25 protein-coding genes are annotated in these 25,579 nt (G+C 55.9%); 20 read left to right on the top strand and 5 right to left on the bottom strand.

The features are described 5' to 3' along the window. Window positions 1-140: 140 nt before the first annotated feature. The 4 genes from VD17_RS17100 to VD17_RS31225 all read right to left on the bottom strand — a co-directional run bounded on the left by VD17_RS17100 (window position 141) and on the right by VD17_RS31225 (window position 4,321). The gene (locus tag VD17_RS17100; protein WP_052962700.1) at window positions 141-1,625 is read right to left on the bottom strand and encodes a flavin-containing monooxygenase; all 1,485 of its coding nucleotides are present in this window, start codon (window positions 1,623-1,625) and stop codon (window positions 141-143) included. Then, the gene (locus VD17_RS17095; protein ID WP_052962699.1) at window positions 1,625-2,596 is read right to left on the bottom strand and encodes an alpha/beta hydrolase; all 972 of its coding nucleotides are present in this window, start codon (window positions 2,594-2,596) and stop codon (window positions 1,625-1,627) included. The genes VD17_RS17100 and VD17_RS17095 overlap by 1 nt, the downstream gene beginning before the upstream one ends. After that, complete coding sequence (locus VD17_RS17090; RefSeq protein ID WP_052962698.1) at window positions 2,593-3,435, bottom strand: SDR family NAD(P)-dependent oxidoreductase; 843 nt, start codon at window positions 3,433-3,435, stop codon at window positions 2,593-2,595. The genes VD17_RS17095 and VD17_RS17090 overlap by 4 nt, the downstream gene beginning before the upstream one ends. Window positions 3,436-3,694: 259 nt before the next feature. Next, on the bottom strand, window positions 3,695-4,321 hold the full coding sequence (locus VD17_RS31225) for a TetR/AcrR family transcriptional regulator (RefSeq protein WP_080932015.1): 627 nt from the start codon (window positions 4,319-4,321) through the stop codon (window positions 3,695-3,697). Window positions 4,322-4,544: 223 nt separating this feature from the next. Between VD17_RS31225 and VD17_RS17080 the strand changes: the two genes are divergently transcribed. The 13 genes from VD17_RS17080 to VD17_RS17025 all read left to right on the top strand — a co-directional run bounded on the left by VD17_RS17080 (window position 4,545) and on the right by VD17_RS17025 (window position 19,922). Next, window positions 4,545-5,249 (top strand): TetR/AcrR family transcriptional regulator, encoded by a 705-nt coding sequence (locus tag VD17_RS17080; RefSeq protein ID WP_052962696.1) that lies wholly within the window; start codon window positions 4,545-4,547, stop codon window positions 5,247-5,249. A 63-nt stretch (window positions 5,250-5,312) separates the two neighbouring features. Further along, the gene (locus VD17_RS17075) at window positions 5,313-6,680 is read left to right on the top strand and encodes a glycoside hydrolase family 1 protein (protein WP_080932014.1); all 1,368 of its coding nucleotides are present in this window, start codon (window positions 5,313-5,315) and stop codon (window positions 6,678-6,680) included. 33 nt (window positions 6,681-6,713) lie between these two features. Further along, complete coding sequence (locus tag VD17_RS17070; protein ID WP_052962695.1) at window positions 6,714-8,552, top strand: carboxylesterase/lipase family protein; 1,839 nt, start codon at window positions 6,714-6,716, stop codon at window positions 8,550-8,552. A 296-nt stretch (window positions 8,553-8,848) separates the two neighbouring features. Then, complete coding sequence (locus VD17_RS17065) at window positions 8,849-10,594, top strand: DUF1302 domain-containing protein (RefSeq protein WP_046054799.1); 1,746 nt, start codon at window positions 8,849-8,851, stop codon at window positions 10,592-10,594. Between the two features lie 16 nt (window positions 10,595-10,610). Beyond that, the gene (locus tag VD17_RS17060) at window positions 10,611-11,966 is read left to right on the top strand and encodes a DUF1329 domain-containing protein (protein ID WP_046054798.1); all 1,356 of its coding nucleotides are present in this window, start codon (window positions 10,611-10,613) and stop codon (window positions 11,964-11,966) included. A gap of 155 nt (window positions 11,967-12,121) precedes the next feature. Beyond that, complete coding sequence (locus tag VD17_RS17055) at window positions 12,122-13,747, top strand: methyl-accepting chemotaxis protein (protein ID WP_440130575.1); 1,626 nt, start codon at window positions 12,122-12,124, stop codon at window positions 13,745-13,747. Window positions 13,748-14,071: 324 nt separating this feature from the next. Continuing rightward, window positions 14,072-14,230, top strand: coding sequence for a hypothetical protein (locus VD17_RS32215; protein WP_185753170.1), 159 nt, complete (start codon window positions 14,072-14,074; stop codon window positions 14,228-14,230). Between the two features lie 131 nt (window positions 14,231-14,361). Beyond that, window positions 14,362-15,288 (top strand): SctD/MshK family protein, encoded by a 927-nt coding sequence (locus tag VD17_RS17050; protein WP_046054796.1) that lies wholly within the window; start codon window positions 14,362-14,364, stop codon window positions 15,286-15,288. Window positions 15,289-15,322: 34 nt separating this feature from the next. Further along, window positions 15,323-15,679 (top strand): hypothetical protein, encoded by a 357-nt coding sequence (locus VD17_RS17045; protein WP_046054795.1) that lies wholly within the window; start codon window positions 15,323-15,325, stop codon window positions 15,677-15,679. Beyond that, entirely contained in the window at window positions 15,679-16,029 is a 351-nt protein-coding gene (locus VD17_RS17040) for a tetratricopeptide repeat protein (protein ID WP_080932018.1), read from the top strand. The genes VD17_RS17045 and VD17_RS17040 overlap by 1 nt, the downstream gene beginning before the upstream one ends. After that, window positions 16,026-18,167, top strand: coding sequence for a type III secretion system export apparatus subunit SctV (gene sctV, locus VD17_RS17035; protein WP_046054793.1), 2,142 nt, complete (start codon window positions 16,026-16,028; stop codon window positions 18,165-18,167). The genes VD17_RS17040 and sctV overlap by 4 nt, the downstream gene beginning before the upstream one ends. Next, a complete protein-coding gene (locus VD17_RS17030) occupies window positions 18,164-19,501 on the top strand; it encodes a type II and III secretion system protein family protein (protein ID WP_046054792.1) in 1,338 nt (445 codons plus the stop codon). The genes sctV and VD17_RS17030 overlap by 4 nt, the downstream gene beginning before the upstream one ends. 13 nt (window positions 19,502-19,514) lie before the next feature. Continuing rightward, window positions 19,515-19,922 (top strand): hypothetical protein, encoded by a 408-nt coding sequence (locus VD17_RS17025; protein ID WP_046054791.1) that lies wholly within the window; start codon window positions 19,515-19,517, stop codon window positions 19,920-19,922. An 11-nt stretch (window positions 19,923-19,933) separates the two neighbouring features. Here the strand turns inward: VD17_RS17025 and VD17_RS17020 are convergent, their stop codons facing one another. Beyond that, the gene (locus tag VD17_RS17020) at window positions 19,934-20,716 is read right to left on the bottom strand and encodes a tetratricopeptide repeat protein (protein WP_046054790.1); all 783 of its coding nucleotides are present in this window, start codon (window positions 20,714-20,716) and stop codon (window positions 19,934-19,936) included. Between the two features lie 224 nt (window positions 20,717-20,940). On the opposite strand from VD17_RS17020, the gene VD17_RS17015 reads away from it, so the two are divergent. The 7 genes from VD17_RS17015 (at window position 20,941) to VD17_RS16985 (ending at window position 25,546) form a co-directional block, all read left to right on the top strand. Continuing rightward, a complete protein-coding gene (locus VD17_RS17015; protein WP_052962701.1) occupies window positions 20,941-21,483 on the top strand; it encodes a hypothetical protein in 543 nt (180 codons plus the stop codon). Window positions 21,484-21,535: 52 nt separating this feature from the next. Then, entirely contained in the window at window positions 21,536-21,775 is a 240-nt protein-coding gene (locus tag VD17_RS17010; RefSeq protein ID WP_046054788.1) for a hypothetical protein, read from the top strand. Between the two features lie 9 nt (window positions 21,776-21,784). Further along, entirely contained in the window at window positions 21,785-22,225 is a 441-nt protein-coding gene (locus VD17_RS17005) for a hypothetical protein (protein WP_046054787.1), read from the top strand. A gap of 3 nt (window positions 22,226-22,228) precedes the next feature. After that, complete coding sequence (gene sctJ / locus VD17_RS17000; RefSeq protein WP_046054786.1) at window positions 22,229-23,011, top strand: type III secretion system inner membrane ring lipoprotein SctJ; 783 nt, start codon at window positions 22,229-22,231, stop codon at window positions 23,009-23,011. After that, complete coding sequence (locus tag VD17_RS16995) at window positions 23,008-23,631, top strand: hypothetical protein (protein ID WP_046054785.1); 624 nt, start codon at window positions 23,008-23,010, stop codon at window positions 23,629-23,631. The genes sctJ and VD17_RS16995 overlap by 4 nt, the downstream gene beginning before the upstream one ends. Continuing rightward, the gene (locus VD17_RS16990; protein ID WP_046054784.1) at window positions 23,628-24,221 is read left to right on the top strand and encodes a FliH/SctL family protein; all 594 of its coding nucleotides are present in this window, start codon (window positions 23,628-23,630) and stop codon (window positions 24,219-24,221) included. The genes VD17_RS16995 and VD17_RS16990 overlap by 4 nt, the downstream gene beginning before the upstream one ends. A 65-nt stretch (window positions 24,222-24,286) precedes the next feature. After that, window positions 24,287-25,546 carry a FliI/YscN family ATPase gene (locus VD17_RS16985; RefSeq protein ID WP_440130574.1) on the top strand — a complete coding sequence of 420 codons (1,260 nt, stop codon included), beginning with the start codon at window positions 24,287-24,289 and terminating at the stop codon, window positions 25,544-25,546. The last annotated feature ends 33 nt before the right edge of the window (window positions 25,547-25,579 follow it).

Here is a 25,579-nt window from a genome sequence, read left to right as displayed (position 1 = left end):
GACAGGAAATTTATTTAAGTCCTTGAGTGAGTGTTTGGATTTTTACTTCTTCGGGATAACGTGAGTTGCTCTTTGAACTCCTTAACGGGATTGCAACGTTTTTACAGTTCCGGAATTCTATCCTGCAATCTGATATCCAGCTATTTCGTCCAGATGTAACTGGAGTGCGGCACAGATTTCATCAACTTTTGATAAGTTGCAACTGACGTCGGCCACAGCGCCAGATTGGCCCCATTCTTATCCAGATACCAACTGGTGCACCCGGCCAGCCAGACCGAATCCTTCAGGTATTCCTGCATGTGGGACGTGAATTCCTTGGCTGCTTGTTCCCTTACAGCTAAATTCTTTAGACCGTGTTTCTGCATGTGATCCAGGCAGTCGAGGATGTAGCGGATTTGCGCTTCGATCATCAAAACCATCGAGTTGTGACCTAGACCACTGTTAGGGCCGACCAGGAAAAACAAATTGGGCATGCCTGAGATTGAAACACCACGGAATGCTGTCGTGCCTTTTTTCAGCCAACGTTCTCCGAGATCTTCCCCGCTGGGGCCAATAATGAACCCGGGAGGCACTATCGCATCCGTGACTTCGAAGCCTGTGCCGAAAATTATCGCGTCAACCTCTTTACGGGTGCCGTCAGCTGCGACGACGCAGTGTTCAGTCACCTCGCTGACACCAGAGGCAATCAAATCCACGTTCGGCCGATCCATAGCCGGATAAAAGTTATTAGAGATCAGAATCCGTTTACAGCCTAATACGTAGGAGGGCGTGAGCTTTTCTCGCTTTTGCGCTGAAGTCACCTGCTGTTCAATTAGTTTGGTGGCCCGTTTGAGTGCGATACGGTTGACGAAGCTACCTTCTTTCATCGCTTTGAGGCGAATTTCATGACGCCAGAACAGTGACTTGCGGTAGATGTTCTGCAGGGCTGGGTATCGTGCAAACAGCGCTTGCATAGTCCTACTGATTTTGCTGTCAGGACGAGGCAAAATCCACGCAGGAGAACGCTGAAATACCGTGAGTTCGCTCACGAGCGGCGCTATTTTGGGAATGTACTGTATGGCACTGGCGCCGGTTCCGATCGAGGCGACCTTCTTGCCGCGCAAGTCGTAACTGTGGTCCCAATTGCTGGAATGAAATACCTTGCCAGTGAATGATTGCAACCCCGGTAAATTTGGAATCGAGGGAACATGCAGTGGACCTTTTCCGATCATGACGAATCTCGCCAAGAGGACAGTTCCATTCTCGATTTCGACTTGCCAGACGCGTTCAGCGTCAAGGTAAACGAGCCGCTGCACGGTGGAGTTGAATCTGATATGTGAATTGATGCCGTGTTTTGTCGCGCAGTTTCTGAGGTACTCGTGGATTTCTTTCTGCGGAGGGTATTTTCTCGTCCAGTCAGGGATTTGCTCAAATGAAAATGAATATAGATGCGAGGGAATATCGCATCCGCAACCTGGATAAGTATTGTCCCGCCAACACCCCCCAACATCGCTAGCCTTCTCAAGTACGACGAAATCATTCCGCCCTGTTTTCTTCAGATTAATTGCCATTCCCAAGCCGGAAAATCCAGTTCCGATGATGGCATATTCGTATATTTTTTCACCGCTGTTTTGTTGTGAGTTCATCACTCAACCCCGACTTTGGACGTTATTGTTTTCTCACACAAGGAGAGGTCCTGACATTTATTTGCAAACCTGGCCATTTCTTTAAGGCAAATATCTGCCTCTGGCAGCACCGGGTAAAAAATCGGCCATACGTGTGGTTGGCCTTTCCAGATACTTAAATGTACCGGTACAGCCGCTTCATCCAGTTTTTGTGCGAGACGCAAGGAGTCGTCGCGTAAAACCTCGTTGTCGCTGACATATATGGAGATCGGAGGAAACCCGGGAAAATCTCCATACAGTGGTGAGGCTAATGGTGACATGCCATTTTCAGTGCCCAAGTACATAGCGGCAGCGCGACGAATACTCGCCGCATTAAACATGACGCAACTTTTGCTGTTCTGCTCGACCGATTCGCCGGTGGCGAGAAGGTCGGTGTAGGGCGACATCAAGATACAACCAGCGGGCGTTGGATGACCTTCTGCGCGGATTGCGTGTAACAGTGCAACCGCCAAACCACCACCTGCCGAGTCGCCGGCCAGCACAATATTTTCAGGTTTGAATCCTTGAGCAAGCAGCCATTTGTACGCCGCAATGGCGTCGTTCAACGCGGCGGGAAATGGGTTTTCCGGGGCAAGTCGATAGTCCAGGGAAAACAGCGGCATCCCTGACAGCTCGGCTAGCCGGGTAGTGAAGGTACGGCAAGTTCTTGGCGAGCCGAAGATGTAACCACCCCCGTGCAGGTACAAGATGCAGCGAACGAATTTTGCATGGACCGGGACGTGCCACTCGCCCTTCACCAACTGTTGATCAATCATTCGGATAGAGACTGATTCCGCTGGTTTTTTTTCAGCCGCACGGGTTTCCAGCCAGGCACGAAAACGTAGAACATCAAACTCCAGCGAAGTGAGCTTCGGTTTTAGTTTCAGGCGCAAGATCATGCATAGCAGCCGTGAGCGTAACGAGCGCGCGCGAATGAAACGTTCTTCGATCATGCGCTGACTTTCTTGCGCAACGCTGATGTTTTACGCATCAGCAGACCGAGAATTTTTGGATAGGAGACCGGGAAGCAACGCTGAACAAGATCAAGTACTTTGGCGTCGCGCCCGACCAGAATGCGCAGTTGGCGACGCTCGATACCCCTGATAATAATGCGGGCTGCATCGCCAGCAGTTAGTTTCAGAGCTGTTTTTTCAATTTGCTTGACCAAGTCATCCTTCAGTTCCGGTGATTGATCAAATGAGGCATTGCTGGCAATGCTTGTGCGTACTCCACCAGGGTGAACGCAGGCGACATGCACCCCACGAGGTGTCAACTCCGAACGAAGGGCCTCGGTAAAGCCTCGCACTGCAAATTTGCTGGCGCAGTAATGAGCCTGGCCTGCAATGCCGATGAAACCAAACAGGCTCGATACATTGACCAGGCTGCCCTTACTGAGACATAGGGCATCGATGAACGCTCTGCTGGAATAGACCACACTCCAAAAGTTAACGTCCATCACGTTGCGAAAAGCCTCTGGCGATGTCGAGGTGAAATCCCCAAATCGCGTGATGCCTGCGTTATTGATCACCACATCGATCCCCCCAAACGCCTTGATGGCGGTCAGCGCGAATTCAGTCATTTCAACTTCGTTCGCAACATCGACTACCGCGATCATCGTCTGAGCGTCGCTGGTTTCCTGTACCACCATTGCCGTTTCGTACAGCGGTACGTCGTTCACATCGACCAGTATCAACCGGTTGCCTCGTGATCCCAGTTGCAAAGCCAGTTCTCGCCCGATGCCGCTGGCGGCTCCTGTGATGAGGATCGTTTTATTTACCATTGCGTTGATCATGAGCTTCGACCTGCTCCCGGAAGTCTCTGCAGCATTTGGCTGCTCAAGTGACCAGTCATTAATCATGCGAATTGTATTTAGTCAATAGGTCGATAAAATACAAAAGAGCAATGGGGATCGTCATCGGTCGCGCGCCCGTTGAGTGATAACGGGCTACAGACCAGATATGTTGCTGGACGAGGAGGGTGTCTAGAGCCAGTGCAAAGGCGGGACGCGGAGGGGTGGAACGGGTTTTGCTGCAGGCACAAGTCGGAGTCTTTTAAAGAAAAAACAACGTCTCTATGTGATCCGCAATGATGCAGGACACGTCGTCTTTTCGAGGGTCTTGATTGGTCGCCTTGCGGTAAACGTCGGCCAGCGCAAAATAGGTATTAACTAAGCCGGCCAGACTGAAACAGAAATGTTCGAACGTCATCGGCTTGATGATCCGGGTCTCTACGCAGGCATCGTACAGAGGCCGAATTCCTAGCTGCGAGGGCAGAATCTGATCGGTGACCAACCAGTCGAAGCGTTCATCCTTCTGGCTACTTTGCTGATAGAGCAGCATCGGAATGCCCGTTGACTGCTGGCAAAATCTGGCATAGCGCAGGACGAACTCCCTGAATGCCTGGCGCACCTGGGTAGCGGTTGGGTCGGTGGGCAATGGCAAAATGATTAATGAGAAATCCTCGAGGATCGCCTTCACTGTCTCGCGCCAAAGGTTCTCCTTGTTTTCGAAGTGATAGGTCACCAGGCCTTGGCCAACACCTGCCCGCTGAGCAATATCTCGAGTAGAGGCACCTTCAAAGCCAAACTGCCCAAATACCGTAATTGCGGCCTGAAGGATCATTTGCCGGGTTTCTGCCTTGCGTCTATCGCGCAATCCCATTGGTTTTGACGGGGTCATAAACTCACTGCTTACCGATGATTAGGTTGGTAACGTTTTAGCGCTGAGTAGCAGTATACCCAAGGTCGATCGATACCCCTTCATCGTCAGCTTATCCCTGTATTTCTGCCGTCTGTACGAAATACAAAAACAGACTTGACTGTTCGTAAATTCGCTCATATTCTCGATTTCATTGGCGCATCTGCTGATTGTCGGGTTGAGTTGGGCAAGGAGAAGTACAGAGATGAAATCTTTATCAACAGCAGTGGAAAAAGTTCAGATCGCTGCTGCGGCCATTCATGCACCCGATGCGCGCAAAACCCCTTCGCGACGCCCTCAGGCTGAACGAAGTGCACAAACACAAGCCAAGCTTATCGCTGCGGCGATTTTTTGTTTGCATCGTCTTGGTTACAGCGCGACAACTGTTATCAAAGTCGCTCAGGAAGCCCAGGTCAGTCGCGGTGCGATGACACACCAGTTTCCGACAAAGGTCGACCTGATGCTGGCGGTTGTCCAGCATGTATTCGAGGATGAGGTCGAGCAGTACAAACGTCTGCTATCAACAGCGGGTACGTCCCGTGAAATCCTGTTTTCATTCCCGCACATTATGTGGGAAGTGCTACGCCGCCCCGACAGTATGGCAGTCACCGAAATTCTGATGGCTTCTCGCTCCGATCCAGCGCTTGCCGAAGGTTTAAAACCTACGCAGCGAGCCATCGAGCGTGCTGCGGGAGAGGGTGTGAAGATGATCTTGCAAGATGCGGGTTTTGACCTGCGCCCTGACGGGGCGGCGATTCAGCGCCTATTCGTCGCGGCTATGCGAGGCCTGGCTATTGACTCGCTGTTTGCTGGCTCCAGTAAAGAGATCCACGCTTCGGTAGATGCACTAGTGATGATTTTGCATCTTCTCTACCCAACCCCGGCCGATTTGAAGGGCCCTGAAGGATAACGTACGGCTTTGTTGGCAATTAAAAACAAACAGAACAGTCTAATTATAAGAAAGGTATTCGGAATGACTAACCCAGGCGTTTCCCGTCGTAACTTTGTAGCGGCAGCATCAATCGGTGCTGCAGCGATCTGCGCTTCATCTCTAGTCGGAGCGAGTTCAACCATCCCATCGTCCGCCGGGCAGAAACTCAATGTGAAAAGCGGGCCAAAGATGAAAGGGTTGCCTAAAGGTTTTCTGTGGGGGACGGCGACCTCGGGCCATCAAACCGAAGGCAGTAATATCAACGCAGATAGTTGGGTACTGGAAAACGTAAAGCCGACCATGTTTTCGCAACGTTCCGGTGACGCTTGTGCCAGTTATTCGCGTTACGAGGAGGACGCTGCCCTGGCTGCGAGCCTTGGGTTCAACTGCCAGCGTTTAAGCCTGGAGTGGTCACGAATCGAGCCGGTAGAGGGATTTTTCTCGATTGCCGAACTGGACCATTACGCCCGTGTTCTTGAAGCTTGTCACCGTCACAATCTGGCACCGATGGTCACCTTCAATCATTACACGGTGCCCCGTTGGTTCGCCGCTCGCGGTGGGTTTGAAGTCGCTGATGGCGCTGACTTGTTCGCGCGATTTGCGGAAAGAACTACCCAGCGTCTCGGAGATCTTTTTGCCGTAGCCACAACATTCAATGAACCGAATATCGCCCGTCAGTTGCACTGGATTCCCACCGTCAGGAGGGCCAAACCCATAATAGACGCGATGATTGCTGCTTCGGCCAAAGCAGTCGGATCAGATCGGTTTGGTACAGTTATTTTCAGCGATCCGAATGTGGCCGAGGCCATCATGCTGGATGCTCATGCGAAGGCCTATCAGGCAATCAAGGCAGGACCCGGGACGTTCCCGGTTGGTGTCAGCCTTGCGATCATGGATGAACAAGGAGTCGGACCTAGCAACCTGGTTGCTGCCAAACAGCGCGAAGTTTATGAGCCTTGGTTGCGCGCCGCGGCTCAGAGCGATTTTGTAGGTGTACAAACCTACTCACGCGAGCTGGTGGGTTCTGAGGGCAATCTTGCTCCGGAACCAGGTGTCGAGTTAACGACCATGGGGTACGAGTATTACCCTGAGGCCCTTGGTGCCACTATCCGATATGCAGCCAAAGCAACGGGCAAGCCCGTGTATGTTACCGAGAATGGTGTAGCTACTCCGGACGATACACGTCGAATTGATTTTATAGATCGGTCTCTGCTGCAGGTGCAATCGTGTCTGGATGAGGGCATCGACGTGCGTGGCTACGTCCATTGGTCACTGCTGGACAACTACGAATGGCACCGTGGTCTCGAACCTAAATTTGGCTTGGTGGCAGTCGATCCTCAGACATTTGCTCGAACGCCCAAACCTAGCGCTTACCACCTTGGAAGCATCGCGCAGCGCAATCGGGTTTGAATACGTCAGTCTTTTGAGTCAGTAGAGGTCGTCATGCACGTTTCACTGCAAACTAAATTAGTCGCCATGTTGGGCGCACTGCTCATCACCTTGCCAGCCTTCGCCAATTCGCCGGATAACACGCTTGCCAAAACGGTTGCGGGGGTTGTCAAAGGCCAGGATGTGGATGGAGTGATCTCCTTCAAGGGAATTCCTTACGCCAAACCGCCGGTGGGCGAATTGCGCTGGCGTGCTCCGCAACCTGTTGCAGCCTGGAAGGGCGAACGCCCGGCCACGACGCTGGGTGCTATTTGCATGCAAAAGCCGCGCAACGATAACGGTGTCGGTCCAGGGCCAGGGAGCGAGGATTGCCTGACACTTAACGTGTTCAAACCTGCTGGGGCAAAAAACGCCAAGTTACCGGTAATGGTATGGATTCATGGCGGGGGTTTCATCGGCGGCTCTGGCACGGCGGCTCAATACGACGGTAGCGAGTTGGCACGTCAAGGGGTAGTGGTAGTCACCTTCAACTATCGTCTCGGACGTTTCGGATTTTTTGCCCACCCGGCCTTGACCAACGAAGCACACGACGAGCCAGTGGGCAATTATGGGCTGCTTGATCAAATTGCGGCACTTCAATGGGTGCGTGACAATATAAAGAGCTTCAACGGTGATCCTTCAAATATCACCATCTTTGGCGAGTCTGCAGGCGGGATATCCGTGAACTCGCTGATGGTTTCACCGCTGGCCAGAGGTTTGTTCCATAAGGCAATCAGTCAGTCAGGATTGGGGCGCGAACGCCCGCTAACGTTCAAACAGGCCGAGCAAGCGGGAAGCGAATTTGCAGCGAGCATGGTCGCCGGAGAAGCAATCGACGCCGCAACATTACGTGCGATTCCTGCCGAAAAACTCCGTGACCAGATCGATCCTGACCTGTTTGACGGTGAAATGCCGATGCTTGATGGCAAGGTTCTACTACAACCGGTCAGTGACGCGTTCGAAGCAGGTCTTGAAGCACCGGTGCCGTACCTGACAGGTACCACTGATATTGAGCTGCCAAAGCTGTATACCCCGGCGACATTGCCTCGTCGGGTTCATTTGACGCCTGAACAAATCAGCAGTATCGAGAGTGGTTACAAAAGTAAGGAGGACTATGATCAGCACTTTTATTCAGATCTGGTTTTCACCGAACCTGCTCGGCACTTGGCGCTGATTCACGAAAAACGAGCGCCAGTCTTTTTTTACCGTTTTTCGATACTTTCCGCACTGGCTCCAAAGATGCTTGAAGGCGCCCCTCACGCCTCTGAACAACCTTACATTTTCAAGACGTTGAAAGAGTCTGCCTGGAAGCTTGAAGAGCGCGATATGCAGTTGTCCCAAGCCGTCAGTGCTTACTGGGTTGCGTTTGCGTCTACCGGTGACCCGAGTAACGCCAAAGGTTTGAAGGCGTGGCCGCGGTTCGACGGCAAGAATCTGTTGACCTTTACCAACGAAGGCCCGGTTGCGAGCGCGGACCCATGGGCACAGAGGCTTGATGGTATTAGTGAAACCTATCGGGGCGGGGCCCTGCCAGTACAGTTTGGCCGGTTGTCCAAGCCTGCTCCAGCGCTTATTGCCCAACCTGCATCGAATGTCCCAGTGCTGAGCAAATACACCTTGCAAACACCCATTGAGGAATTGGTAGAGGATCCTGCTGCGAAGGCAATTCTGGATCACGATCTCCCGGGGCTGACCAAGCATCCCATGTATGACCTTCTCAAAGGAATGAGCCTGCGTGACCTGCAACCGCTGTCCGACGGGCTTATCACTGACGCAAAACTGGCCGATGTGAGTAATGGGTTGGCAAAAATCGGGACGCCGGTTTCAACGCCCGAAATGCAGCAAAACAAGTAATTAACAGAGTCCAATTCATCAACAGTTGAAGTGGCGGCAGTAGTAGGTGCGATTGACAAAGTTTATTGCGTCGGGCCAATGCCGCCCCTGTTTTGATAAACGCTAATGCTTGTCCAGGGTCAGCTTTAAAAGTTTAAATATTCATTATCTATAATGAACAAAGGAGTAATGAGTCCAGTTTGCAAATCGAGACACTTGCTGTGCGGCAGAGCGGAGGCGTACAAGGCGGGCAATAAGTAAACTCGTCTATATGCACAAAGCTTATATACAATAAAAACAAAAAAAGGTAGGTCGACATGAATAGGTTCATAAGTGGCCAGCAGATAGATTCCGACAGGACGCCTACGGGGTTGTTCGAAAAAAGGGATAGATTTTTTGTTATAGCTGGTCTGGCGCTTTCGGGCGCTTTGCCGTCCGGATTTGCGTATGCCTATCAGGACACATCAGGCGATTGGGCTATGTCTCTCGACACTACCGTTTCCTACGGTGTGAGTTATCGCGCAGCGGGTCAGGATAACAAGTTGATTGCCAAAGCCAATGGTGGCAGCGGTGCTAATGCTGCGACCATTAACAGCGACGACAGCGACCTTAACTTCAGAAAGGGAGACGTGTTCTCCGAAGTAGTAAAAGTTCTTTCCGAGATGGATCTGAAGTTTCAGGACAAATATGGAGTGTTCGTCCGTGGTCGTGCTTTTTACGACTTCAAACTGGAAGATGATGAGCTCAGGCACCGCCAGCTTAGTGATGGTGGAAAAAAACAAGCCGGCTCTTCAGTTGAATTGCTTGACGCATTTGTTTATGGCAGCTGGGACTTGAGCGAGCACGAAGTCAGCGCTCGCGTAGGACGACAGGTTATTAACTGGGGCGAGGGGCTTTTCTATCAAAATGGTATCGCCGCTACCAATCCGGTAGACCTCAGCGCGCTGCGCGCCCCGGGTTCCGAGTTGAAGGAAGCCTTCACGCCGACGGCCATGGCCTTTGGATCTCTCCACCTAAGCGAGAACCTGACGCTTGAAGGTTACTGGCAGCCGGGCTGGGCCTGGGAAAAAACGCAACTCGACCCTTGCGGTACTTATTTTGCGGGAGACGTCCTCGGCAAGGGTTGCGATTACTTGGTGGTTCCGCAGCTGCAAGAAGCATTTACCGGTGGCAAGGCTTTTGACAGCCCCAGCGATGTGGCTGGTCTCAATCCGATTCTGGCGACCACATTTGTACCGCGCGGTCATGATATTGATGCAGATTCGGCCGATCAATATGGTCTGGCGCTACGTTGGTACCTACCGGAATTAAACGAAACCGAAGTGGGGCTTTACTACCTGCGTTACAGCACTCAGACACCGCTACTGGGTGCATCTGTTGGCTCGTCATTGGCTCCAGGGGTGCCCAACGCGAGCAGCTCTCGATATTACGCCGAGTACCTTGAGAACCGGGATCTGTTTGGCGCGAGCTTTAACACAACGATTGGCGGCGACAGCATTTTCAGTGGGCAGTCGCTGTTTGGTGAGCTCAGTTATCGACCTAACGCCGCAATAGCCACTGATTCGGGAATTACCTTATCCAATGCCCTGTTTAACCCTGATGGCTTGCCGAAGGGGACGCGTATTGACGGTTACCGTGAGAAAAAAATGTATCAAGCCTCACTTGGGACAATTCGCAGCATGGTCGGAGTGCTGGGTGCTGGCTCGTCCAACATTATTGCGGAGGCCGTGGCCAGCCACATTTCGGGCCTTGATTCCGGAGGTGAGTTCGGAGCGGTTACAAGTTCTGCTTACGGTGCCACTGTCACCATGTCTCTGACCTACAACAACCTGTTTGATGCTATCGATTTGGTCCCCACTATCAGCCACGGACGCACGTTCAACGGTGTTTCACCTCTTGGAACCAACGGGCTGAATGAAGAGGCGTGGAGCACGTCTTTTGGTATTAATGCGATCTATCAAAACAGCTTCTCGGTAGGCGCCCAATATGTAAATTTCTCCGGTTCTGATAATGGGGCTCGCGATAAAGACTTTATCAGTTTCAATGCTAAATACAGTTTTTAAGGGCAGAGGAAAAATCATGTTCAAATTAGACTTTTCACGTGCAGCTATTTTAGCCGCGGCCCTGGTGGCTTCACCGCAGCTATTTGCGCAGGTTTCCGTTGAGCAGGTCGCCCGACTGGGCAAGGACTTGACTCCGATTGGGGCGCAAACCAGCGCGAATGCGGACGGAAGCATTCCAGCGTGGACGGGTGGACTGGCCGTCCAAAGTAACGCCATCGATCCAGCGATTGGCTACAAAGATCCCTTTGCTGCGGATAAACCGCTTTTCACCATTACCGCAGCCAACGCCGAAAAGTATCGCGACAAACTCACTGCCGGGGAGTTGGCGATGCTCAAGCGCTATCCGGACACTTGGAAAATGTCGATCTATCCCACTCGGCGTTCGGCGTCCTATCCGAGCAATGTCTACGGGGAAATAAAAGCCAATGCCACCAACGCCAAGTTGGTCGATGAAGGTAACGGCGTTTCAAACGTCAAGCACGCACAGCCCTTTCCAATTCCCCAATCGGGTATGGAAGTGATGTGGAATCACTTGATGCGTTACCGCGGTACGACGGTAAAACGGGTTTTTGCAAGTGCAACACCTCAACGTAACGGTGATTTTGTGGTGGCCAAGGCCATCGAGACCATGCTTTTTAATCAAGATGTTTCCGACAGCAGCAAGTCTAATGGAAATATACTTTTCTATTTCTTGCAGCTTACGTTGGCGCCCGCGCGCGTAGCGGGGGAATCGCTGCTGTTGCATGAATCGGTCAACCAGGTGGTAACGCCGCGCCAAGGTTGGCTTTATTCTGCTGGCCAGCGCAGAGTTCGGCGTACGCCGAGCATTGCTTATGACACGCCGGCTGACAGCGGTCTGACCACTGTAGACAGTGCCGACATGTTCTCCGGCGCTCTCGATCGCTACAGTTGGAAACTCATAGGAAAGTCTGAGATTTACGTTCCTTATAACAACTACCGGTTTGCTGCCAAAACCAATAAATACAGCGACATCATCAGGCCTGGACATATCAATCCTGAACTTCCGCGCTATGAGTTGCATCGTGTATGGCATGTACGTGCCGAACTCAAGCCTGGTCAGCGACATATCTACAAGCAGCGCGATTTCTACCTGGATGAGGACAGCTACCAGATCCTGACGGCCGATCACTTCGACAACCACGATGTCCTGTGGCGACATGCTGAAAGCTACACGATAAATTATTACGATCAACCCTTGGTGTGGACCGTTGGGGACGCTAGCTATGACTTGATCGCGGGCCGATACAGCATCGGTAACCTCAGCAACGAGGAGGTCGCGTACGAGTTTGGAGTTCCGGTGGAGTCGGATGACTTCACACCCGCAAAACTGCGTCAAGCCAGCGTACGCTAGGCCTTTAACCCATAAAGCAAATTATGGCTCGCGTAAGGGACGGTCGTTACCCGCCGTCCCCACGCAAAGTTATACGCGTGGACCTACCGCATACGGCTCCTACCTCGGGTAAGTGATGCACTGCCGATATCAATTGGAAGCTAGTCTTGGGAGCGATGGGGATGAGAAATTTAAGAGTATCGGTTCGCGCAACACTCAGCTTTGCGTTTATTGCTCTGCTCCTGGTCGCGCTGGGCGGTATTTCCGTCTGGAACATGGGGCAAATCAGAGAGACAGCCAGCAGCCTGGAAAACAACTCAATGGCAAGCATCGTCATTGCAGACAAGATCAAAGTGGCCACGTTGCAGTTGCGATTGGAAAACCGCCGGCTGATATTTCAGACTGACCCGCAAGAAATCTTCACCACACTCAAAACCATCAATACTGTGCGCGAGAATCTGAAAGCTCAGATTCAAGCCTATACACAATTTGTGGGCAGCGAGAAAGAGGCTAAATTATTCAAAGCCGTTTCGGATAATGGTGGGAAATTTTTAACCGAGATTGATCATGTGATAGAGCTCGTCAGTCGCAATGCAATGACTGAAGCACAAGCCTTCAATGATTCTAATATCAGGCCTGTCACGGGTGTTCTCGCCGAAGCGGTGGATGGACTTGTTCAAATGAACATTGAAGAGGCCGCTATTGCAGGCCGCGCATCCGAGGAAACCTATCAAAGCGGTTTGATGTTTATCATCTATATTATTTTAGCGGCGACACTGGCAACTATTGTGTTGGCAATGGTGCTCACCAAAAGCATCATCGTCCCGTTGCGCGAGGTGTTGCGGATTAACGAAACCATCGCCAAAGGGGATCTGCGTAGCACCATTACGGTGACGGGCAATGACGAATTTTCCGAACTGTTGCGCTCTACGCAAACCATGCAGAGCAATCTGCGAGATACGATCAAACTGATTGGGGACTCATCCACTCAACTTGCATCAGCATCTGAGGAAATGAACGCAGTCACTGAAGAGTCCAGCAGAGGTTTACTGCGCCAGAACGACGAAATCGATCAGGCGGCCACTGCAGTGAACCAAATGACCGTCGCTGTTGATGAGGTATCTCGTAACGCCGCCTCCGCGTCCGGTGCCGCCAAGTCCTCTGATCAATCGACACGTACCGGCGCCGCCAGGGTGACGAGCACCGTTAACGCCATCGAAAGTCTTGGTCGGACGATACAGAGCACCAGCGCCGACGTAGAGCGCCTGGCAGTCCAGTCCCAAGATATAAGTAAAGTACTGGAAGTTATCCGCACGATTGCGGAGCAGACCAATCTACTTGCCTTGAACGCGGCAATCGAAGCAGCGCGGGCAGGAGAGCAAGGACGCGGTTTTGCAGTCGTAGCCGATGAGGTCAGGGCGCTCGCACATCGAACCCAGACATCCACGCACGAAATTGAGCAGATGATCGGAGGCATTCTCAAAGGCACCAAACAAGCGACGAAAGCCATGAGTGAGAGTTGTGAACAGGCTGAGGCAACGCTGATTATTGCTCACGAAGCGGGGGCGGCGCTGACGCTGATAGCGAAAGCAATAAACGAGATAAACGAAATGAACCTGATGATCGCTACCGCATCGGAGCAGCAGGCCCAAGTAGCACGTTCGGTCGATGTCAATCTGATGAGTATTCGCGATCTTTCTATCCAGAGTGCCACGGGAGCTCATCAAACGACTGCTGCGAGTTTTGAGCTTTCACGCCTTGCGGTGGACATGAGCAAACTGGTGGCGAGGTTTTCGCTTTAAACAAGACAACGCAAAGTACGAGGTCTAGCCATCCTGACGTGGATCGCTTCTCTCGGGATGTTTATTGTCGATCAGTACTGTGAGCGCAATCACTGTGATTCGCCTTGCACATATAAACTCAATCAGAACGAGAGCGTGGCTGACTGGCATTGTTTTTAATGTGTTTCGAAGTTGCGAAGAACCTTTCACAACGATTCACACCGATGTACAGCCGTTTCTGAGTAGTCTTTCAGTGTGCCAGCCAAACAGACTTCATGGTGAGCACACACGCCAGGCATCAATTGGCTCCAGAGAAACTCCATACATAATTAAGGGTATTGAAAAATGGCTGACGTGCCTCCAGTAAGTTCCGGTAACTCCCAAGGCGCTATTGATAAAATGGCCGCCGTTTTTGATATGGCAATTGAGAAGTCCTCTCAAATTACTTTGATCAGTACTCAGAAAAAAGCCGAGCTTGACGCAACGAAACAACGACCTAACTAATAAGTCGTACTGCGGGCAGCAGCGATTGCTGCCCGTTTGTTGCACATATTCATTTAAATGCTTGAACTTAAGTTTTCTCTTCGGCAGTCACTTCGACATGCCCGGCTGATTCAATAGGCGGTATCCCCATCATGACTGCCTTGATTTCACTCTCTTCCCCATCTGATTTCCGATCGCCCGCGTTGAGCGTCGTTGGCGGCGTGCATCAGGGCGTCGTTCTATCGCTCGACAAGCCGCTTTACACCCTCGGATCGGCCCTGCATTGCGACTTGGTGCTCAGTGACGCCGATATTGCGAAAGAGCATTTGCTGCTGCGCGTCAGTGATCACGAGGTGGCCATCGAGGCGCGGGGCGGTGATGTTCTTGTCGTGGGCAAAGGGGCGCAGCCGGTTTCATTACTTATGGGCAGCGGCCATCGCACGCGATTGCCGGTCGAGATCCATATCGGCAGCGTTCGTTTGTCGCTGACGCAAGCCGAAAACCCGGCCCGCGCTGCACCCAGCGCACGCCGCCTGACTTCGACAAGAGAAATAGGATGGCTATGTCTGTGCGCATTGACCGTGCTGTTGCTCGGTGGTTCGGCGTTCGCGTTGCAAGACAAGCCCGACCAGGTTTTGCCGTCAGTAGCGGCGACGCCCGCGCCGTTGGCTTCGCCCATGGCGGTGACCATGGCGCAGGCCCGGCAATGGGTCGAGCAGCGGTTGCAGGCCGAAGACATGCACTCGGTAGTACTGGCTGAAGCCGGCGATCAACTGGTGGCAATGGGTTCCGTAGAGCGAAGCAAGAAGTCCCGCTGGTCTGCTTTGCAGCAAGCGTTTGACCAACGCTTTGGTGCGCAGTGGAACTTGCGCTCCAGCGTCACTGTGCGGGCCGAAATCGCCGCGCCCAGGGTACGTTTCCAAGCGGTGTGGTTCGGCAATGATCCTTACGTGATCAACGATAACGGTAAGCGCCTGTTCCCCGGCGCGGCACTCCCGGACAACTGGGTCCTGGAGCGAATCGAAGCTCACGAAGTGGTGCTGTCTCGCGGTGAAGAACGCTTCACCCTCACGCTTTGAAGCTGCCCCGATTTACTTTCATGCAGGCCTTCGAATGAAAATCGAACCTCATCAGCAGATGTCGCCAAGCATCAGAACCGTGCCACTGGAAGCGCTCGAATCGCTGGCCGGGCGTCAGGCCAGCCGCTTCGACGCGGTGTTGGGCAAGCGTGAAGTGCGTGCAGGCCACTCCACGCGTGGGGACCTGGAGAAACTCAACGAGAGTACGAGCATCAGCGCCGAGCTCTTCGGCAATAACCGTTCCCTGGACATTCTCGATCACGTGTTACGGCACATCGTGACGCGGATGGACACTGACCCGCACACCCGGCAATTGGCTGAGGATGTCATCCGCGAAGAGGTGCGGATGCGTCGCGCGGTGGAGCAGCAACGTTCGCAGGTCCGCGAATGATGTCCACAGACGATCACGATAGCGTCGAATTGCTCAAAGGCCTGGCTGATCTGTATCGACGCAACGGTCAATCGCAGCGAGCCCTGGTGCTGTTGCTGATCGCCGCTCACGTGGCCCCCGCGGACGGCGGGTTGCTCAGCCGGTTGGCATTGTTGTTTACCGACGCCGGCGATGCGCCGCGCGCACTTAACGCGGTGGATCGTCTCGTCGCCTTACACGGCGAGTCGGCGAGTTCACTGCTGTTGCGCAGCCGCGCTCTGTGGGCCGGCGCCAGCCAGAACGAAGCGCGGCTGTGCTTCAAACGTTATCTGGTCGCCCGTCGCGCCCCTCAAGGAGAATTTCCTCAATGAGCGTAGTTGCCCGGCTCAACGGCCTCGCCCAAGTGGCTTCAAAGCGTACCGACGTGATTATCGTCGCATTCATGCTGATGGCCATTGCGATGATGATCATTCCGCTGCCGACCTTTCTGGTTGACGGTTTGATTGGCGTCAATATCGCGCTCAGCCTGCTGATCCTGATCGTGGCGTTCTACATTATCCACTCGGTGGATTTTTCCGCGTTACCGCCGCTGATTTTGCTGAGCACGCTATTTCGCCTTGCGCTGTCGATTACAACCACGCGCCTGATCCTGCTGCACGGTGATGCGGGTCACATCGTCAAGGCGTTCGGCGACTTCGTGATCGCCGGGCAGGTAGTGGTGGGGCTGGTGGTGTTTCTGATCATCACCATCGCGCAATTCATCGTTATCACCAAGGGCGCGGAGCGTGTGGCCGAGGTGGCGGCACGTTTCACCCTGGACGCGATGCCCGGCAAACAGATGAGCATCGACAACGATCTGCGCAACGGCGATATCGATCAGCCCCAGGCGCGCCTTCGCCGTTCTCGCGTCGAGCGTGAAAGCCAAATGTTCGGCGCAATGGACGGCGCGATGAAGTTCGTCAAGGGCGACGCCATTGCCAGCCTGGTGATCCTCGCGGTGAATTTACTCGGTGGTCTTCTGATCGGCATGGTCGAGCGTGACATGGCGTTCGCTGAGGCGGCGCGCACCTATGCATTGCTGTCGGTGGGCGATGGTTTGATCGCGCAAATTCCGGCACTGATGATTTCTGTCGCGGCAGGTATGGTGGTCACCCGAGTCAACAGTGACGGGGGGCAAGGCGACCTGGGTTCGGAGATCATCCGGCAGTTGGGCGCCAACCACCGAGCCCTGGCGCTGACCGCGCTGGTGCTGGTGGGCATCGGTCTGTTGCCGGGTTTCCCGGCGGCAGTATTCATCGTCCTCGCGATGGTGTTCGGGGCGGGGGCGCTGATCATGTATCGCCGGCAAAAAACGCCCCAGGATGCCACAGGCGATGTCGCGGCAGTCGAGGAAGACAGCGCCGAGCCAATCCCGCAATTGAGTGAAGACTTGGGCAAACCGTTGGACAGCCGTTTGTTGCTGATTTTGGGGTCGGCCCTGGCTGCATCCGCGCCGCCCCACGGACTGCGCCAGCGCATGGAATCGCTCAGTCACGAGCTCCGTAGCGAATTGGGCATCGATGTGCCGATCGCAGAGGTTTACGTGGACCCGTCAGCCCCGGGGAATCAGTTTCGCATCGAGCTGGAAGGTGTACCGGTGAACGAAGGTCTATTGCCTGCCGGACAATTGTTGCTGCATGACGATCCCGTTCATTTGCACTTGTTGCAGATCCCGTGGCTGGAAGCGTCGTCGCCTCTCGACCGTCGGCCCGCGCACTGGCTCGAGCACCTGCACGAAGAGGCGTTGAAGGCTGCCGGTGTCGAGTTTCTGTATCCAGACGATGTCTTGCGCAACCTGCTCGACCGTACGTTGCGCCGCTATGCGGGTGACTTCGTCGGCATCCAGGAAACCCGCTCGTTCCTGGAACGGGCTGAAGGCCGTTTCGACGAATTGATCAAAGAGGTGCTGCGAAGCGTGCCGTTGCAGCGGATGGCGGAGGTGTTGCGTTTGCTGATCGGTGAAGGCGTGTCGATCCGCAATCAGCGTGCGTTGCTGGAAGGTATGGTGGAGTGGGGGCCGAAGGAAACGGACGCCTCTAATCTGGCCGAACATCTGCGTGCGGCCCTGGCCCGGCAGCTCTGTCACCAGCATGCCGACGGGCATCGCGTCATCAGTGTCTTTATGCTCGAGCCACATCTTGAGGAGCAACTGCTTTCGAGCTTGCGCCGCAAGGACCTGGGGCGTTTCGCATTGACCGAGGACCTGAGTCGACCACTCTTGCAGCAGCTGCGCCAAGCCTGTGAACCGCTGGTGCGCGGCGCCAACGCCGCGTTGCTGGTGCATCCGGGCCTGCGCCGCAGCCTTCGGCGTCTTGTGGATCGTGGCGAACTCGACATGGCGGTGCTGTCGTTCCGTGAACTGGCCACCGAATACAACGTGCTAGCCCTCGCCACCATCGGCCTTACCGCAATCTCCAACCGACGCGAGCCTGTTGCCGCGCCGATCACTCCTCTGGCGAATGCCTCATGACGTATTGTCCCGCGATTCGTCGCTCAAGGTTTCGGCCCTTTGCCCTGCTTCTGATCACCCTGTGCGGGACGGGGCCAACAGCGCTGGCCAACGCCCAGGATATCCGGCCTGGCACCCAATCGACGCTCGACCTTGTACTGAGTCAAGGCAAGGTGCTGCACTTCTCGGCCCCCGTGGAGTCGGTGCTGGTTGCCGATCCCGCCGTCGCTGATTTGCATGTGATTTCGCCGGGCGTGATCTATGTCTTTGGCAAAGCCCCGGGCCTGACCTCGCTGATTGCTCTGGGCGCCGAGGGACGGGAAGTCGCCGCGCTGGGCGTCAGCGTCAACAGCGGCACGCAAGCGGTGACGCAGCCATTGAAAGCGTTACACCCCAATAGCGGCGCGCAAATAGACGCCAGCGGTAATCGCCTGGTCGCTAAAGGCAAGTTGGGCAGTGTCGCTGAAGCCACTGACCTCAATGCACTGCTCAGCACCGAAGGCCAGAATTTCCAGAGCGCGCTCAACAGCGCGACTTATGCCGGATCAGCCCAAGTCAACATTCGTGTGCGTTTCGCCGAAGTGTCGCGCTCTGAGCTGCTGCGTTATGGGGTCAACTGGAATGCCTTGTTCAACAACGGCACGTTTTCGTTTGGGTTGATCAGCGGTGGCGCGTTGGCAGCGGATGCGGCGTCGGGTGCCTCCAACGTGATCAGCGCTGGTCTCGATTCCGGCAACGTCAATATCGACACGTTGCTCGAAGCGTTGCAAAGCAACGGCATCCTGGAAATCCTCGCAGAGCCGAACATCACGGCCATGACCGGACAGACCGCAAGCTTCCTGGCGGGCGGCGAAGTGGCGATTCCGGTGCCGGTCAATCGCGATGTGGTGGGCATCGAATACAAGTCTTTCGGGGTTTCGCTGATGTTCACGCCGACCCTGTTGCCAAACGGCCGCATTGCCCTGCAAGTGCGCCCGGAGGTCAGCAGCCTGATGGGCAATACCGTGGAATTTGGCGAGTTCCGCGTGCCTTCGTTTCGTGTACGCCGCGCTGACACGCGAGTCGAAGTCGGGAGCGGCCAGACGTTCGCCATTGCCGGTCTGTTCCAGCGTGAAAGCAGTCAGGACATGGACAAGCTGCCGCTGCTGGGGGATGTGCCGATCCTCGGCAACCTGTTTCGCTCCAAACGTTTTCAACGCAATGAAACCGAACTGGTCATTTTGATCACCCCGTATCTAGTGGAACCGGTGCGTGCGCGCACTCTAGCCACGCCGTTGGAAGCCCAACGCGGCGAGGCGGCCGCCGCCTCCGCCGGACCGCGCAGCAACGGCAAATTCGGCTTCTACATGAACTGAGCGAGGCACACCCATGAGGCTTTCCCCACCCTGGTTTTGCGTGCTCTCGCTGACGTTATTGGCGGGCTGCAAGACCCACCTGGACCCGGTGTCCTATTCCGCGGATTACCAGGTCAGGAGCGGCACCGATGGCCGCGTCGAACTTACGCCCATCGAGTGCCTCAAGCCCTCCGCGTCGGATGAGTTCGCTCTGGCCGAGGACTATCGGCCGACACTCGCGCCCGGATGTGCCAACGCGCTCAATTTGTTGCAGATGGTCGAGCAGCGCCAGGACGTTGTTCAGGGCCGCGCCACGGGCCCGACGATGGCCGCCCCCGTGGGGCGTGCCGCGCAGGTCTACATTGATGGCTACGACCGCGAAGAGTTACGGCGGCGCCAGGCCGAACAGCAATCGAGCGTCAATGCACGGGAGGGGCAATGAACCGCTGCGGCTCAGTGGGTGGCGATCAGCCCGAGTTCCCGCGCCTGGGCTTGCGGATCTTCAATTGCCTTGATGCGCTCGGCCTCGGCCATCAGTTGCCGGCGCTCGGTGGGCGGTATGTCGTCCAGCGAGGTGCTCATGACGTCCTGCGCGCGACCGGCGAGCACCATCACGAGCAACTCATTGCGTTGATGGCGCGCCTGGGCACGGGGCGACTGGCTAACGTTGCGGATACTGCTCAGGGCCAGTTGCGATTGACCGCTCAGCGCGTACGCCAACGCCAGGTTGGCTTGGGTATCGAGGTCGCCGGGCGCCAGGCTGAGGCTTTGTTTGAAGGCGGCCTGCGCTTCGCCCGATTGACCACGCAGAATTTGCGCGATGCCCAGCAGGTTGTAAGCAGTGGGCTCTCTCGACACGTTTGCGGCCTGGGTCAAGGCATTGATCGCGCGATCCAGTTTGCCTTGGCGCAACTGCGCGTTGCCCAGCCCCAGCATCCCTTGAGCATTCTTCGGGGCCAGTTCCAGGACTTGCTGAAACGCCCGTTCTGCACCGCGCGAATCGCCGCTGGCCAGCCGTGTCTGGCCGAGTTTCAACCAGACGTCGACATCGGCGCCAGGCTGCTCGGCCGCACGCTCGTACAACGCGGCCGCCGTCGCCGGATCGCCGCGTTTTTCCACGTCAGCAGCCAGGCGCATGAAGCGCTCGTAATTGCCGTCGGGCGTCGAATGACTGGCGCAACCGCTGAGCCACAGCCCGCCCGCGAGCAGCAGGATAGAAGGGAAGTTTTTACACATGAACAGGGCTCTCGAGTCGTAAGTGGCATCTGCGGTTGCGGGATCACGAGGATGACCGAAGCAGGGGAGGAACATGCCAGCGACTCTACCAATTTTAGGGTTAATAGCGACCTCTTTATGGCTGTCGCACCTGCATCGGTTGTTTGCGCACGCAGGAGACGATCATGGCTAATGCGCTGATCAAGCTCGTCTCGCGGCTGGTCGGTTTCGTCGCACTGGTAGCCATGGTCACCGTCGCCGCGCAAAACGGACCGCGAGGCATGCCGGGCTGGTACTTCCAACCTTACCCCTACGTCCTGGTAGATCAGGACCTGCGGGCGGCACTCGCAGAGTTTGGACAGCAACTCGGCCTGGTGGTCGTCCTGTCGGACAAGGTGCATGGCCGATCGCGGGGCAATCTGCGCGCCGAAAGCGCCGGCGGGTTCCTCACCCTGCTCAGCGATGCCAACCATCTGACCTGGTACTTCGACGGCAACGTGCTGTACGTCCATAACGCGGGCGAAGTCGACACCCGTCTATTCAACCAAAAGTCGGTGAACCTCGAACAGCTGACGACCTGGTTGAACACACTGGACGTGTCCGGCAAGCAACTGTCGGTGTGGAGCAGCCCCGATGGCAACGAGCTGTTCGTGTACGGCCCGCCACCCTATCTGGCGTTGGTCCAGCAGCATGTCGATCAGCAGCAACCCAAAGTGGCAGCACCAGTGCGTGCGCACGTGATGCGGGTGTATCGCGGCAGTAACGTCAGTGAAGTCAGCAGCCCTTGAAGCGACGAGCCAGCTATCCCCAACCTTCGTAATCACCACCAGGAGAAACACCATGTCTGTCAACCCGATCGAAAACGGCGCACCTGCCGGTAGCGCTGCCGAAGCGAACTTCAATGTCGCACTGGATAACGCCACCACCAGGGCCACGGCGAAAGGTGAGCCTTCCGGCGAGCTCAGTGATGACGAGCTTGATCAATTGGTATCCCAGGCGATGGTGCTTGGCGGCCAGTTCATCATCATGCCGATGGCGCAAAACCTGTTGAAAGAAGCCCAGGAAGACGACGAAGAATGAGGTCAACCCATGTCCATCAATCTTGCAGGTAATACAGCGCTGGCGGCCTTGCCGCCGGCGGGAGGGCAGGGAGGCGTCGCGGCTTCGCAGAGCCTGTTCGAACACATGGCCAATACCGCAAAAAGCGTCCCCGAAGGCGGCGGTCCACAGCAATTGGGCGACAATTTGATGGAACGACTCAACAGCTTCATTGACCGCTCCCGTGGGTTTACCGAACGCACCGAGGTCCTGGAAAAAAAACCGACACCTGCCGCGCAGGCGTCCAGCGCGGGCGCGGAAAAAACCGCTGCGCCGGGCACTGAGACGCCAAAGCCTGTCGGCGAAAAACAGATGGACCAGCTCGTGCAGTCGCTGGGAAAAATGTTCGACTACTCAATCGAAACGCAGATGGTGGTGCGTGGAGCGACGCAAATTTCCGGTGCAGCCAACACCTTACTCAAGGGGCAATAAGCCATGCGCAGGTGTCGTTCCACGTTGCAATTCATCAGTCTCGTGCTGACGATCAGCCTGTTGCAGGGCTGTGATATGGACCTGTACAGCAACCTCAGCGAGCGAGAGGCCAACTCGATGGTCGCGGTGTTGCTGCGTGACGGTATTGCTGCCGCGCGCAAGGTTCAGCCCGACGGTCAGCTCAAAGTGGTGGTCGATGAGCAACGCTTCGCCGAAGCGATGGCGTTGCTCGACAACGCGGGGTTGCCCCAGCAGACCTTTGCCAACATGGGCCAGGTGTTCAAGGGTAACGGCCTGGTGTCCTCGCCCGTGCAGGAACGCGCGCAAATGGTCTACGCCTTGAGTGAAGAGCTGTCACACAGCGTGTCTCAAATCGACGGCATCGTTTCGGCGCGAGTACACGTTGTGCTACCCGACAACGACCTGCTCAAGCGGGTAATCTCACCTTCATCGGCCTCAGTGCTGGTCCGCTACGATCCGGCGACGGACATCAATCAACTGATTCCACACATCAAGACCCTGGTCGCCAATGGCATCTCTGGCCTGAACTATGAAGGGGTATCGGTGACGGCGGTTAAAGCCGCCGTGTCCACCCGCAACGCCAGCCGTCAACCTCAGCTCGCCAGTTTTCTCGGATTGTGGATGCTCGAAGACAATCTGACCCAGGCGCGATGGATGTTTGGCGGTTCATTGCTGATTGCCCTGGTGCTCGGTGGAGTGCTGATCGAACAACGTTGGTCGCGGCATCGAGCCAAGGCGGTGTATCGCCTGGAGGCGCAGCCATGAGTGAGTTGCACGCTCATTGGCACAAGTTGATCGCGCAACCGCTGGCGTTCGTTTCTGCGCGCGAGGTTCAGGCCTGTCTGAGCGCTTCGGCGCCTTGCGCACAGATACAGCAACTGCTGCAGTTGCCGCGATTCTCTCAGCGCCTGCTGCACCTGCTGATGCAGCGTCAACAACTGGCACCGCTTGACTCGTTGTCAATTTCTGACGAGTGCGACTTGACCGTATTGCTGCTGACGCCCGAGCGTTTTGCGCAGTTGCCGCGCTTGTGTGGCGCTGTTTGGCATGGTGCGGCGCTGAGTCGGGAGATCCGCAGCGATGTCGTCACGCAATTGCGTGGTGCCTTGGGAGACGATGTCTACGCCCACGCCTTGGCGCATCGTCATCTTGCCGGTGCGGCGAACCTGTTACGCGAGCCGGCGCAATTGATCGAAGCCATCGATCTCGACGGTGCAGCCTGTGTCAATGACTGGCTGCACACCCAGACTCCTGCGTTGCAAGGCTGGCTGAGCCTGCGTCTGCCACGGTTCACCGAAGAGCGAGCACGACTCCCAACGGGCGCCAGGGTTGTTCGCGAACTCGCCAGTCTGCTGTTTGAGGAACAGGAGGCCTCGCAGCCATGAGCAAACTACCGACACGTCCCGCGTCGCGCATCCTGCGCGCCGCTGAAGCAGACCTGTGGATTGACGGCTACGCCTTTATGCAGGCGGCTCGTGATGAGGCCGAACGGGTACGTGATGACACTGCCCATTGGCTACAAGAGGCCCGTGAAGAAGGTTTCGCAGCGGCTCGCCGGGAAGCGGATGAGCAAATGATCGAACGTCTTGCCAGCGTCGCCTCACAGGTCGATGCGTACCTGGCGGGAATAGAACCGGCGCTGGTCGACCTGGTGCTGGGGGTGGTGCGCCAGGTAATGGGGCATCTGAGCAAGCCCGAGGTATTGCTGGACTGTACCCGCAACGCGCTTCTCGCATTCCGGCGCGATCAGCAACTGACGTTGTTTGTGCCGAGCCTGGAGGTCGCAGCCGTACGTGATCGACTCAACCTGGACCCGATAGGGCGGCCGGTGCTGTTCGTCGAAGCCGATGAAGAACTGGCCCCAGGGCAAGCTTGCTTGAGCGGAGAGGTCGGGTCGGTAGAGGTGGGGCTTGAGGAGCAACTGCAGCATATTCGCCGCAGCTTGTTGCCCTTTGCCGAGGAGCGCGCATCGTGAACTCGCCGCTGGAGTCATTGCTGCCGCAACTGGTCGAGCGACTGAACGGGGCGCGGCCACGGCCGATGAGAAATACCGTCCGGAGTATTCGGGGTGTGCTGCTGCGTGCCAGCCTGCCAGGAGTGCGTATTGGTGAGTTGTGTCTACTCAATGACCCGGATACCGGGCGCAGGCTCTCGGCAGAGGTCATCGGTTTCGAAGAGGACGTAGCGATCCTGTCGCCCATCGGTTCCCTGCAAGGCTTGTCGACCCGCACCTGGATCGTGGCCACGGGTGAAACCCTGGGAGTCGCCGTCGGCGATGGCCTGTTGGGCCGGGTTGTCAGTTCCATGGGGGAATTTCTCGATCATCAGGGCGCTCCGGCCCAGGGTCACTTCCAGCGGTATCCACTGCATGCGGAGCCACCGTCACCCTTTACCCGGCAACTCATCAGCCATCCCTTGTCGCTGGGGGTCCGCTCAATCGATGGCCTGTTGACCATGGCCCAGGGGCAACGCATGGGCATTTTCGGCGAACCCGGCGTCGGTAAGTCGTCGTTGCTGGCGAGCATTGTTCGCCGCACGGATGCGGATGTGATTGTCATTGGGTTGATCGGCGAGCGGGGTCGGGAAGTGCGCGAACTGTTGGATGTGCATCTGGATGCCGATGCGCGTGCTCGAACGGTGGCGGTGGTCGCCACGTCTGACCGGCCAGCCGCCGAACGAGTACGCGCGGCCTACGTGGCCACCGCCGTGGCCGAGTATCACCGCGATCAGGGCCGCAGCGTGTTGTTGCTGATGGACAGCCTGACGCGTTTCGCGCGGGCGCAGCGTGAAATCGGCCTGGCGGTCGGCGAACCGCCGACTCGACGGGGTTATCCGCCATCGTTTTTTTCGGCGCTGCCGCGCTTGCTTGAACGCGCGGGCCCCGGAGCACAAGGAAGTATCAGTGCGTTGTATACGGTCCTCACCGAAGGCGATGCATCAATGGACCCGGTGGCTGAAGAAGTGCGCTCGATTCTCGACGGGCACATCGTCCTGAGTGCCGAATTGGCGCAACGTAACTACTTTCCGGCCATTGATGTGCTGCGCAGTCGCAGTCGATTGATGGATCACGTTACCCATCCGGATCAACGCCAAATGGCAATGCGCATTCGCGAATTGATGGCGCGCTACTCGGAAATCGAGCTGCTGATACGGGTGGGTGAGTACACCGCAGGGAGCGATCCGCTGGCTGATGAAGCCATTGCCCGGCACGGCGCAATCGAAGATTTCCTGCGCCAGAGTAACGAGCAGCCAGCGAGCCCCGAAGACACTCTGCGTCACATGCGACAGGTGCTCGCATGAACCTCAGCCTTTTCCTGAACGAGCGAAAATCCC

This window comes from Pseudomonas fluorescens, assembly GCF_000968015.1.
GTDB classification, from domain to species: domain Bacteria; phylum Pseudomonadota; class Gammaproteobacteria; order Pseudomonadales; family Pseudomonadaceae; genus Aquipseudomonas; species Aquipseudomonas fluorescens_W.
Note: the sequence above shows the minus strand (reverse complement) of the source record. Positions and strands in the feature narration are given on the sequence as shown.